The following is a 13,179-nucleotide window of genomic DNA, read 5'->3' as shown; positions in this document are numbered from 1 at the left end:
CGGTGATGGCCGAGGAAAAGCGTTCGAGGAAAACCGGGGGCGACCGTGTCGCGGTGATCTGCACGGCCTTGCGGCGCGCGATCATCGAGCGTGCGCTGTCGCCGGGGGACCGGCTGCCGGAGGATTCGCTGGGCGAACGCTTCGGCGTCAGCCGGACCATCGCCCGCAGCGCGCTCGGGCAGTTGGCGGCGGAAGGCCTCGTCGATCTGCGCCGGAACCGCATCGCCGTGGTCGCCGTGCCGTCCTTCGAGGATGCGCGGGACATCTTCGACATCCGGGTCGATCTCGAGCGTCAGGTCGTCCGGCATCTGGCCGGCAAGCTGACCGAGGCCCAGGTGAAGCAGTTGAAGGCCATCGTCGACGCCGAACATCAGGCCCGGCATGGCGCCGAGGGGATTTCGATCCGCCTGGCGACGGAATTCCATGTCCGGCTGGCGGAAATGACCGGCAAGCCCGTCCTGATCCGCTACGTGACGGAGATCTGCTACCGCGCGGGATTGTCGCTGGCGGTCTTCAGCCGTCCCCATTCCTCCGAATGCGCGGTCAACGAGCATCTGGAACTGATCGAGGCGATCCGGACCGGCCCCGCCGACAAGGCCTGCGCCCTCATGGATGAGCATCTGGAGGCCGTGGCTTCCCGCGCGCTGCTGCAAAGCTCGGGCGCCAGGAGCCGCGACCTCATGGATATCCTGGCGCCCTATACCGAGTAAGGGCGCCAGGATTAGAGGTCAGCGGGCGCAGGACGGATCGAGGATCCATTCGGCGCTGTCGTTCCAGACATCGGTTTCGACGATCAGCCCGTCCCGCACCACGAAGCGGTCGACATAGCGGTTGTTGTCGAAGGGCGTGCCGTCCGGCCAGGCGCCATACAGGTAGCCGAGGCTGTAGACGATGGTTTCCGTCTCGCCCGGCACCACGTCATAGCGCTCGATCCGCTTCTTCACCCACTTGTAGCGGGCGGCGTTGAAGCCGGTCGGCCCGCTCGGCGTATCGAACACGCGATGCCCGGTGAAGCGGCAGATGAACCCCGGGGCCACATGCTTCGCCGCGCGCACGGGATCGGGTGCCATGGAGGCGTCCAGATAATCCTTCACGGCCTGCAGATCGCGTTCGGTCATCTCACTCATTGGGAACTCCGCAAGTGTGGTCACGATGGCATCGAAAGTGCATACGGTTTATGCATGCAAATGTCACGCCGGATCTGAAATGCCGCAGAACCAGAATTTCGACCTTCTCTTGCGCAACGCCCGCCTGTGGGGAGGGCAAGGCCTGCAGGACATCGCGGTCAGGCAGGGGAGGATCGCCGCCATCGGCCCTGCCTTGGCCGGTACCGCCGTCCGCGAGGAGGATGCCGGCGGGCGTCTCGTCCTGCCGGGGCTGGTCGATACGCACATCCATCTCGACAAATCCTGTCTGCTCTGCCGGTGCCGCGATTCCGGCGGCGGACTCACGGGGGCAATCGCCGCGGTGTCCCGCCTGAAAAGGGATTTCACGATCGAGGATGTCTACGAGCGCGGCGCCCGCACCCTGGAGCGGGCGATCACGCAGGGCACCATGCACATGCGGGCCCATGTGGAGCTCGATCCGCTGGTCGGCCTGCGCAGTTTCGAGGCCATGAAGCGGCTCAAGCGGGATTATGCCTTCGCCATCGATCTGTCGATCTGCGTCTTCCCGCAGGAGGGGATGACCCATGATCCGGCGGTCGAACGGCTGCTGACCCAGGCCCTGGCGGAGGGGGCCGATCTCCTGGGTGGCTGTCCTTACACCGATGCCGATCCTTCCCTGCAGATGGAACGGATATTCGCCCTGGCGGTGGCGCACGACGTCGATCTCGATTTCCATCTGGACTTCGATCTCGATCCCAGCTGGTCCCACCTTGAGGAAATCTGCCGGCGGACCATGGCGGCGGGCTGGCAGGGGCGGGTCGCCGTCGGCCATGCCACCAAGCTCGCGGCCATCGATGATGCGGCGCTGGAGCGGATGATTGCGCTCCTGGCCGATGCCGGCGTGGGGGTGACGGCCTTGCCCGCGACGGATCTCTATCTCAATGGGCGCGACGTCAGCCACCGCGCTCCGCGCGGGGTGGCGCCGGTTCATCGGCTGGCGGAAGGCGGCGTGACCGTCTCGGTCGCGACCAACAATGTCCTGAATCCGTTCACGCCATTTGGCGACGGCTCGCTGATGCGGATGGGCAATCTCTATGCGAACCTCATGCATCTGGGGCCTGAACGCTTCGGCGACTGCCTCGACATGATCTCCACCGGGGCCGCCCGACTGATGCGGATCGCGGACTATGGCATTGCGGTCGGCGGACGGGCGGACATGATCGTGCTCGACGCCGATGACGCGGCCGATGCCTTCGGCGGAATAGCCACACCCCTCATGGGGTTCAAGCGCGGCCGCAAAAGCTTCTTTCGACCGGCAGCGACCCTGCTGAGGTAGCGGGCGTCCCCGCTGCCCGCAGTCGGGGGTCGGAGCGTGCCGAGTTCCGTTGCGCGGGCCGTGAGCCGCTCCGCGCTTCCCGGAGGCCGCTTGGCCTGAACCGCCCGGCCACGGGCCGGTCGCGATCGGTGGGTCCGTGGAGCCTCACGGATCCAGGGCTCCGCGTGTTGACGACAGGTTTCGGCTTCCACGGAATCGCCGGATTGCCCGGCATCGCCGGCGCGGGCGAGCCATTGGGCTCTGTTGCAAAGTTGACCGGTCAGCGCATCTCGACCAGAAGGCGCCGCAGCCAGATGCCGGAAGGGTCGGCCTCGGTGCGGCGGTGCCAAACCAGCGAGTAATTGAAATTCGGGATCAGGAACGGCAACGGGAAGGACAGCAGGCCTTGCGACAGGGCGATCGATTCCAGCAGTGACGGCAGGGTTGCGATCATCTTCGTTCCCACGATGGCGGTGATGTTGCTCATGAAGCTCGGGGAACGCAGGGCGATGGTCCGGTGACGCCCGATGCCCTTCAGGAAGACGTCGATCGGGCTCGATCCCGAAGCGCGGAACTGGGCGATGGCGTGTGGGTAAAGCAAATAGTCGTCAATGGAAACGCCCTGGTCGCCCAGTTCCATCAGAGGGTGGTCCGCGGAACAGAAACCGACGAAACTGTCATGGAAAAGGAATTGCGACAGATAGGGTGACTCCGGGGGCTGAAGCCCCCAGAAGGTGCAGTCGAGTTCGCCGCCGGCCAGCTGGTTCAGGGTGTTCTCCCCGACATTGATCAGTTCCAGCGTCACGTTGGGGGCGATCTGCTGAAGCTTCCGGGTGAGCCTTGGCACGATGGTCAGGGCGGCGAAATCGCTGATGCCGATCCGAAAATGGCGGTTGTCCTCGACGATGTCCGATCCGTCGCTGCTCATCAGGACGCGGACGGATTGGAGGATGCCCGCCACAGGTCCAATCATCGATTGCGCCCGCTCTGTCGGCACCAGCCGGTTGCGGGCGCGCACGAACAGCGGGTCGTCCATCAGAACGCGAAGCCGGTTCAGCGCGTGACTGACGGCCGGTTGGCTCAGCGCCAGTTGCGGGGCGGCGTCCTTCACCGAGCCCGTACGCGCGATCGCGTCGAAAACCACTAACAGATTCAAGTCGATGCGGTTCAAATTCATGGCGTGAATTCCGGACTTTATAACCCTGCATTTTACTAAAGCAACTTGTGTGTGTATAGGCCGAAAGGAGGTCTCAAAGCGCCTAACCCCTTCGAGGAATGCTCGTCATGCTCCATTCGACCGTGTCCCGGCCCGTCCCCGCTATCCTGGGCTGTGAGGGTATGCCCAAGGCTCCGAGGCTCGAGGTTGCGTTCATCGACACGGCGCTCGACGACTGGCAGGCGTTGAAGGCCGAGACGCCGGCCGGCATTGAGGTCTTTCTGATCGACAGCCGTGCGGATGGCATGGCGGCGATGGCGCGGGCGCTGGAGGGGCGCCGCGACATTCACGCCATTCATGTGCTCAGCCACGGTTTCGAAGGCGGCCTCCAGCTCGGCTCCGGCCGGTTCGATACCGGGGCCCTGGCGCAGCGCGTCGAGGAACTGGCGTCCATCGCCTCCAGCCTCGCCCCGGATGGCGACATCCTGCTCTACGGCTGCAACGTGGCGTCGGGCCGGGGCGCCGACTTCCTCACCGCGCTGGCGGAGGCGACGGGCGCCAACGTCGCGGCCTCGCGGACGCCCACGGGTGCCGCGGACCGGGGCGGCGACTGGGACCTCGACTGGAGCCATGGCGCCGTCACCACCGATGCGCTGCGGTTCGACTCGTATTGTGGGGTGATGGCCGCTCCGACCATCGTGAGCGGCGTCGCCTACGCCGGTGAAAATACCATCGTGCTGACGTTCGATCAGGCGCTGGACGCCGCAAGCCAGCCGAACCTGAGTTACTTCGCCTCCGACATGCTGACCCCAGGCAGCGTGGAGATCAACGGTGCCGCGACCAACCTGACGGCCGCCGTGATCTCCGGCAACACGCTGACGCTGACGCTTCCAATGGAGACGTTCACCAGCGGTGACGTGCTCACCATCAAGTATGAGGACCCGACCGGCAATCAGACCAGCGGCGTTCTCCAGGCATCGCTGTCCGGTGACGATGTCGCGACCTTTCAGAACAATGTCACGGTCTATGGAGCCCGTCCGACCACGGCGCCGACGCTGACGGCGACGGGCGGCACGACGACCTTCACCAACAGCTCCAACCCGGTGGACCTGTTCTCGTCGATCACGGCCAGCACCAACGACACGGGGCAGGTCTTCACCAGCCTGACGCTGACCGTGACGGGCGTCCAGGACGGTGCGGCGGAATCCTTGACCTTCTACATACCCGGCGCGACCAATCCGCTCCAACTCAGCCTGGTCAACGGCACAGGCACCGCGAATCCGACGATGCCGGGCGGAGCGGTCGTCACCGCGACCGTTATCGTCACCGGCAGCACGGCGACCGTGACGCTCACGGGCCTGGAGGCGTCGGATGCCGACATGGGGTGGCTCCTCGACGACCTCGAATACAACAACACTGCCACCACCCCGTCCAACGGCCAGCGCGTCATCACCGTCAACAGCGTCACGGACGACGGCAGCAGCAACAGCACCGCCAGCATCTCCGGCGTCTCCAGCACCGTCAATATCGGTGCGGCGTCTTCGACCCTGCCGACGCTGACGGCGACGGGCGGCACGACGACCTTCGCCAACAGTTCCAATCCGGTGGATCTGTTCTCGTCGGTCACGGCCGACACCAACGATACGGGGCAGGTCTTCACCGGCCTGACGCTGACCGTGACGGGCCTCGTCGACGGCGCGTCGGAAATGCTGGGCTTCACCATACCGGGGATGATGGGGGGGCCCGTCGCCATCGCGCTGACCGGCGCCGGCACCCTGACGGGTCCCTTCGTCGGGTCGGCTGTCGGCGGCGTCACGCTCAATGGCAGCACCGCCACGGTGACGATCAGCGGCCTGCAGTACTCGGCCGCCGACATGCAGTCGTTCATCGACAGCATCGCCTACAACAACATCGCCGGCACGCCGTCCAACGGCCAGCGTGTCGTCACCCTCACCGGCGTCACCGACGACGGGGCGAGCAACAACACGGCCAGCCTGACCGGCATCACCGCCACCATCAATGTCGGCGCACCGCCACTGACCCTGCCCACCCTGACGGCGACGGGCGGCACGCCGACCTTCAGCCAGGGCTCGCCCGTTGGCGCCGATCTGTTCTCCGGGGTCACGGCGAACACAAACGACGCGGGGCAGGTCTTCACCGGCTTGACCCTGACGATCACCGGCGTGTCCGACGCCGAGGCGCTGCTCGGCATCGGGAGCAGCGCCCTGCCCCTGTCGATCGCCGGCGGCGGCCCGACGCCCCTGCCGGGAATCACCGGGTCCGGGCTGGGCGTCTTCGCCAACGTGGCGGTCAACGGAACCACGGTGACCGTCACCCTGACCGGGCTGAACCACACCAACGCCCAGCTCGCGACGCTGATCGACGGCCTGTCCTACATCAACTACACCGGCGGAACCCTCGTCTCCGGCAACGTCACGCCCGGCAACCGCGTCATCACGGTCACCAGCGTCACCGACGACGGCGGCAACAACCACACCTCGACCCTCACCGGCGTCTCCGCCACCGTGACCGTGACCGGACCGGCGCCGGCTCCCGTCCTGCAAAGCGCCGCGGTGACCGGCGATTCACTGGTGCTCACCTACGACGTGGCGCTCGATTCCGCCAACCCGCCGGCGCCGGGCGCCTTCACCGTCACGGTCGGCGGCACGCCGGTCACCGTCAGCGGCGTCGCCGTGGACGGGGCGAACAAGACGGTCACGCTGACGCTCAGCCAGGTGGTCGCCTATGGCGACACCGTCGCCATCTCCTACACCGACCCCACCGCGGGCGACGACGCCAACGCCATCCAGGCCGGCACCGGCGGCAGTGACGCCGCCAGCTTCGCCGGCCAGTCGGTCACCAACAATTCGCCCGATCCGAGCACCACGGTGCCGTCCGTCACGGCCATCGATGCCTATGTCGGCGAAAACGTCATCATCGTGACGTTCGATCAGGCCCTTGACGCCCAGAGTCCGTTGCAGCTTTCCAGTTTCGGCGCCGTCGACAGCTATATTCCGCTGGACCTGGGCACCGACGCCATCCTCGTGGGCAGCACGAAGGTCGATCTGCGCTCGGCGGTCATCTCCGGCAACAAGTTGATTCTGACCACGGTGAGCCCGCTCGCTCAGGGGGATTACGTCCGCTTCACCTACACCGATCCCACCGCGGGCAACGACACCGCCAACGTCCTGCAGAACCTGTCGGGCCTGGATCTTCCGGACACCCGCTTCGCCACCATGGTCACGACCACCCGCGCGGTCAACGCCCCGAGCCTGACGGCGACAGGCAACGCGACGACCTTCACCAACTCCTCGAGCCCGGCGGACCTGTTCTCGTCGGTCACGGCGAACGCCAATGATCTGGGACAGGTCTTCACCGGCCTGACCTTCACCGTGACCGGCGTCCTGGACGGTGCGTCGGAATACCTGATCTTCATGGTTCCCGGGGCCATGGCCGCCATCATGAATCTGGCCGACGGCGCCAGCTTGATGAACGGCCCCTTTGGGGTCACCGGCGGCGCCACGCTCAACGGCAGCACCTTGACGGTGACGATCAGCGGCCTGCGGTTGTCGGCTGACGAAATGCAGTCCCTCCTGGACGGCTTCTATTACAACAACGTCGCCGGCACGCCGTCCGACGGCCAGCGCATCATCACCCTCTCCAGCGTCACCGACAGCGGCGTCAGCGACAACATCGGCACCCTCACCGGCATCTCCGCCGTCATCAACATCGGCGCCCCCTCGGCGCCGGTCCTGCAAAGCGCCGCGGTCAACGGCACGTCGCTGGTGCTGACCTACGACACGGCGCTCGACGCCGTGAACATTCCGTCCGCGGGCAGCTTCACCGTCCTGGCCGGCGGTTCCCCGGTGACCGTCAGCGGCGTTGCCGTGAACACCGCGAACAAGACGGTCACGCTGACGCTCGCCCAGCCGGTCGCCCATGGCGCCACGGTCAGCGTTTCCTACGCCGACCCCACTGCGGGTGACGACGCCAACGCCATCCAGTCCTTCGGCGGCGGCCTCGACGCCGCCGGCTTCACCGGCCGGTCGGTCACCAACACCACGCCTGACCCGAACGGCGTGCCGCCGACGCTGACGCTGACGACGAAGGACGGCGGCTTCTCGTCCGGCCAAGGCAGCAGCGGCACCGACCTGTTCGACGGGGTGACCGCCTCGACGGTGGACAACGGTCAGACCTTCACCGGCATGGTGCTGACCGTCCACAACGTCGGCGGCACCGGCAGCACCGAGTTCCTGAGCATCGGCGGCACCGACATCGCGCTGAGCAACGGCACCTCGGGCAGCTTCGCCAGCGGCAACTACGCGGTCACTCTGGCGAACGGCGTCGCCACGGTGACGCTGAGCGGCATGGCGCTGAGCAACGGCGGCATGGACACGCTGATCGACGGCATCGCCTACAAGAACACGGACGCGGCCAGCACGAACTACGGCAACAGCGCGACCCGCTCGGTCGTTCTGCGCTCCATCACCGACAGCGGGGCCTCCAGCAACACCACGGCGATCGACAAGGTCGCTACGGTCACGATCGCGAACACGGCCACCTACACCCCGTTCCTGACGGTCGTACCGACGAACCCGACCATCACCTTCACGCCGGGAACGCCGCAGCAGGTGTCCTTCACCGTGACGGCCACGCAGATGAGGACACTGATCGGTTCCTCCATCACGTTCGGGGTCGATGCACCGAGCGGCTGGTCGGTGGGAAGCGTCAGTCTCGTTCCGGGGATCGCCGCAATCATCAATCAAGGCGACGTCTTCACGCTGACCTTCGACGTGACGTCCTCCGGCACGGACACGTCCGGCGCGTTCCCCATCAGCGTCCACGCGATTTCCACCGGTATCGACCTCACCAGTTCGGTGGTCTCCAGTTCCGTCATGGTGACGGTCGCCATCCCGCCGGTTCTGCAGAGCGCGTCGGTGGACGGCGCGACGCTGGTGCTCACTTACGACAGCGCGCTGGACGCGGCCAACCCGCCGACGGCCGGCGCCTTCGAGGTTAAGGTCGGCGGCACGACGGTCACGGTCAGCAACGTCGCCGTGGACAGCGCCAACAAGACGGTCACGCTGACGCTCGCCCAGGCGGTCACCGATACGGACACGGTCACCGTCGCCTACACCGACCCCACCGTGGGCAACGACGCCAACGCCATCCAGTCCACCATCGGTGACGATGCCGCCAGCTTCACCGCCCGGCCGGTCACCAACACCACGCCCGACACCACCCCGCCGGCGCTGACCTCGGCGGTGCTGAACGGGACGCAGCTGACCCTGACCTATTCGGAACTGCTGAGCGGCGCCCAGGTTCCGGCCGGGGCCTTCACGGTGATGGTGGGCGGCGTGGTGCGGACGGTCACCGCGGTTGCCACCAGCGGCAAGACGGTCACCCTGACGCTCGACGCCGGGACGACCTCCGCCTATCAGGCCGTTACGGTCGATTACACCCCGCCGGGTTCGGGCGCGAAGACCGCGGACGCCGCGGGCAACGCCGCGGGCGCGCTGACCGGCCAGCCGGTGCGGGAGGTGGCCGACCCCAACCTCGTCCTGGAGGGTACCAACCCCTTCGGTCTCGACACCACCGGACCCTGGTCGATCCCAACCTTCGCCGACATTGACGGCGACGGCGATCTCGACGCGCTGGTCGGCATGAGCGACGGCACCATCCGGTTCTACCGGAACGATGGAACGGCGACGGCCCCCACCTTCACATTGGCGGGCACCAACCCCTTCGGGTTGGGCGCGCTCGATATGAACGCCGCCCCGACCTTCGTGGACATCGACGGGAACGGTACGCTCGACGCGCTGATCGGCGACTTCAACGGTAACACGGTGGTCTACCGCAACGTCGGCACGGCGACGGCTCCCAGCTTCACCCTGGTGGGCACCAACCCCTTCGGGCTGGGTGATGTCGGCTCCGCCACCACCCCCTCCTTCGTGGACATCGACGGCGACGGCGATCTCGACGCGTTGGTCGGCAATGCGGATGGCGATACGCTCTTCTATCGGAACGTCGGAACGGCGACGACTCCCAGCTTCGCCCTTGAAGCCACCAACCCCTTCGGGCTGACCGACATCGGCGGCTACGCCCAGCCGACCTTCCAGGACATCGACGGTGACGGCGACCTCGACGCGCTGATCGGCAATTTCGCCGGCGACATGCTGTTCTTCCGGAACGTGGGATCGGCGACGGCGCCCAGCTTCACGCTGGAGGGCACCAATCCCTTCGGGTTGGGCAACGTCACCTTCAAGTCCGTCCCGAACATCGTGGACATCGACGGGGACGGCAGCCTCGACGTGCTGGCCGGCGGCGACACCACCGGCAACAACATCATCCTCTTCCGCAACCTGCCGCAGCAACCGGCGAATCTCGCGCTGACCACCGCGTCCAACAGCGGTTCCACGACGGACACGCTGACCAACGTCACGGCGACGGCGATCACCGGCCTGGCCAGAGCATCCACGACGGTGGTGCTGTACGATGGGGCGGTGGCGCTTGGCACGACGACGGCCGACGCCAACGGCTTGTGGACCATCACGGCGGCCTCACTGAGCCAAGGCGCGCATTCCCTGACCGCCGTGGCGAGCAACGGCACCAACTCGTCGCTGCCGTCCTCCACGCTGAACGTGACCATCGACACGACGGCGCCGACGCTGACCTCGGCGGTGCTGAGCGGGACGCGGCTGACGCTGACCTATTCGGAGGCGCTGGACGGCACCCAGACGCCGGCAGCCGGCGCCTTCACGGTGACGGTGGGTGGGGTGGTGCGCACGGTCACCGCCGTCGCCACCGCCGGCCGGACGGTCACCCTGACGCTGGATGCCGGAGCCTCCTCGGTCTATGAGGGCGCGACGGTCAGCTACACCCCGCCGGGCTCCGGCGCCCAGACCGTGGATGCCGCCGGCAACGCCGCCGGCGCTCTGAACGGCCAGCCGGTCCGCGTGGGCGGCGATCCCAAATTCACCCTGGAAGCCACCAATCCCTTCGGCCTCGGCAGCTTCGTCGGTCAGTCCGCCCCGGTCTTCGCCGACATCGATGGCGACGGCGACCTCGATGCGGTGGTCGGCGACTGGTACGCCAACATCGTCGTCCACCGCAATGTCGGCACGGCGGAGGCGCCCAGCTTCACCCTGGTGGGCACCAACCCCTTCGGCCTGAACACCGTCGGCGGCGGCATGCCCGCCTTCGCCAAGCCGGTCCTCGCGGACATCGACGGCGACGGCGACCTCGACCTGATGGCCGGCAACGCGGGCGGCGGCATCGTGGTCTACCGCAACGTCGGGACGGCGACGGCGCCCAGCTTCACCCTGGTCGGCACCAATCCCTTCGGCTTCAGCCTCTCCACGGGCTTTGCAGCGCCGTCCCTGGCGGACATCGACGGCGACGGCGATCTCGACGCGTTGGTCGGCGACACCTACGGCGACACCTTCTTCTATCGGAACATCGGAACGGCGACGGCGCCCACCTTCGCGCTGGAAAGCACCAATCCCTTCGGCCTCGGCAATGCCGGAAACAACGCCACACCGATCTTCGTGGACATCGACGGGGACGGCGACCTCGACGCGCTGATCGGCAACGACGGTGGCAACACGGTCCTCTTCCGGAACATCGGAACGGCGACGGCGCCCACCTTCACGCTGGAGGGCACCAACCCCTTCAACCTGGGCGACGTTGGCGACAACGCGAAGCCGACCTTCGCGGACATCGACGGTGACGGCGACCTCGACGCGCTGATCGGCCGGGCCGATGGCAAGACGGTCCTCTTCCGCAACACGGCCCCGCCACCCGCCACCCCCACGACCCCGACGCTGACGGCGGGTTCCAACAGCGGCTCGACGACCGACACGCTGACCAACGTCACGGCGCCGGCGATCGTCGGAACCGCCGTCGCCTCGTCGACGGTGGTGCTGTACGACGGCGCGACGGCCATCGGCACGGTGACGGCCGACGCCTCCTCCGGCCTGTGGACGCTCTCCACCGCGTCGCTGAGCGATGGCACACACTCGCTGACCGTCACGTCGAGCAACGTCAACGGCACCTCGGCGGCCTCGACGGCCCTGACGCTGACCATCGACACCAAGGCGCCGACGCTTGCTTCGGCGACGTTGAACGGGACGCAGCTGACCCTGACCTATTCGGAGCTTCTGGACGGCGCCCAGACTCCTGCCGGCGCCTTCTCGGTGATGGTGGGCGGCGTGGCGCGGACGGTCACCGCCGTCGCCACCAGCGGCAAGGCGGTCACCCTGACGCTGGACGCCGGGGCCACGCCCTATCAGAGCGTCACGGTGGACTACACGCCGCCGGGCTCCGGCGCGAAGACGGCGGACGCCGCCGGCAACGCCGCGGGCGCGCTGACCGGTCAGGCCGTCCGCGTGGCGGGCGACCCCAGCTTCGTCCTGGAAGCCACCAATCCCTTCGGCTTGAACGGTCTCTTCCCCCAAGCCAAGCCGGTCTTCGTGGACATCGACGGGGATGGCGATCTCGACGCCCTGGTCGGAAACATCGGCATCAATCTTCAATTCTACCGCAACGTCGGCAGCGCGACCGCGCCCAGCTTCACCCTGGATGCCGCCACCGCCCCCTTCGGGCTGAGCGGCACGACGATGTCCACCCCGGCCTTCGCGGACCTCGACGGCGATGGCGACCTCGACGTCCTGGTCGGAAGCAACTCCGGCTCCCTGCTGTTCCTGCGCAATGTCGGAACCGCGACGGCGCCCAGCTTCACCCTGGAGGCCACCAACCCCTTCGGGCTCAGCACTTTCATCCCCCTCGCATCGCCGAGCATCGCGGACCTCGACGGCGACGGCGACCTCGACATCCTGGTCGGCAGCCAGGGCGGCGACACGCTGTTCTACCGCAACGTCGGAACGGCGACGGCACCCAGCTTCACCCTGGTCGGCACCAATCCCTTCGGCCTCGGCAATTCGGGGGGGCAGGCGTCGCCGACCATGGTGGACATCGACGGCGACGGCGACCTCGACATCCTGGTCGGCAACATCATCGGTGACACGGTGGTCTACCGCAACGTCGGGACGGCGACGGCGCCCAGCTTCACGCTGGTCGGCACCAACCCGTTCGGGCTGAGCAACGCCGGAATGATGGGGGCGCCGAGCATCGTCGACATTGATGGCGACGGCGATCTCGACGCCCTGGTCGGCGCCTTCACAAGCATCACCCTGTTCCGCAACGTTCCGCCGACTCCGGCGAGTCTGGCGCTGACGACCGCGTCCAACAGCGGTTCGACGACGGACACGCTGACCAACGTCACGGCCCCGGCGATCACCGGCCTGGCCAAGGCGTTCACGACCGTGGTGCTGTACGAGGGAGCGACAGCGCTGGGCACGGTGACGGCCGATGCCAATGGGCTTTGGACCGTCACGACGGCCTCGCTGGGCGACGGCGCTCATTCCCTGACCGCCGTGTCGAGCGACGCCACCGGCACGTCGTCGGCCTCCAGCACGCTGACGGTGACCATCGACGGCTCGGCTCCGAACGCACCGATCGTCACCACGGCCCTGAGCAACAGCACGACGCCGACCCTGACCGGTACGGCGGAAGCCGACAGCACCGTCACCGTCACCATCGGC

At 67.3% G+C, this 13,179-nt stretch carries 5 protein-coding genes; 3 read left to right on the top strand and 2 right to left on the bottom strand.

The genetic code is table 11. From position 1 onward, the window contains the following. Nucleotides 1-5 precede the first annotated feature (5 nt). Nucleotides 6-710: a GntR family transcriptional regulator gene (locus ACFPMG_RS28790; RefSeq protein ID WP_376998619.1), complete on the top strand. Its 705-nt coding sequence runs from the start codon at nt 6-8 to the stop codon at nt 708-710. Between the two features lie 18 nt (nt 711-728). Here the strand turns inward: ACFPMG_RS28790 and ACFPMG_RS28785 are convergent, their stop codons facing one another. After that, nucleotides 729-1,127: a nuclear transport factor 2-like protein gene (locus ACFPMG_RS28785; RefSeq protein WP_014198525.1), complete on the bottom strand. Its 399-nt coding sequence runs from the start codon at nt 1,125-1,127 to the stop codon at nt 729-731. A gap of 79 nt (nt 1,128-1,206) precedes the next feature. Here ACFPMG_RS28785 and ACFPMG_RS28780 point away from each other — a divergent pair, with 79 nt between their 5' ends. Further along, nucleotides 1,207-2,442, top strand: coding sequence for an amidohydrolase family protein (locus ACFPMG_RS28780; RefSeq protein ID WP_376998616.1), 1,236 nt, complete (start codon nt 1,207-1,209; stop codon nt 2,440-2,442). A 259-nt stretch (nt 2,443-2,701) separates the two neighbouring features. On the opposite strand, the gene ACFPMG_RS28775 is transcribed toward ACFPMG_RS28780, so the two are convergent. Further along, nucleotides 2,702-3,598 carry a LysR family transcriptional regulator gene (locus ACFPMG_RS28775; protein ID WP_376998615.1) on the bottom strand — a complete coding sequence of 299 codons (897 nt, stop codon included), beginning with the start codon at nt 3,596-3,598 and terminating at the stop codon, nt 2,702-2,704. 107 nt (nt 3,599-3,705) lie between these two features. Between ACFPMG_RS28775 and ACFPMG_RS28770 the strand changes: the two genes are divergently transcribed. Further along, on the top strand, nt 3,706-13,179 hold a 9,474-nt coding region (locus ACFPMG_RS28770; protein WP_376998613.1), incomplete at its 3' end, for a SwmB domain-containing protein.

The organism is Azospirillum himalayense (assembly GCF_042657465.1).
Lineage (GTDB): Bacteria > Pseudomonadota > Alphaproteobacteria > Azospirillales > Azospirillaceae > Azospirillum > Azospirillum himalayense.
The sequence above is the reverse complement of the archived record's forward strand: the minus strand, read 5'-3'. Positions and strand labels throughout refer to the sequence as shown.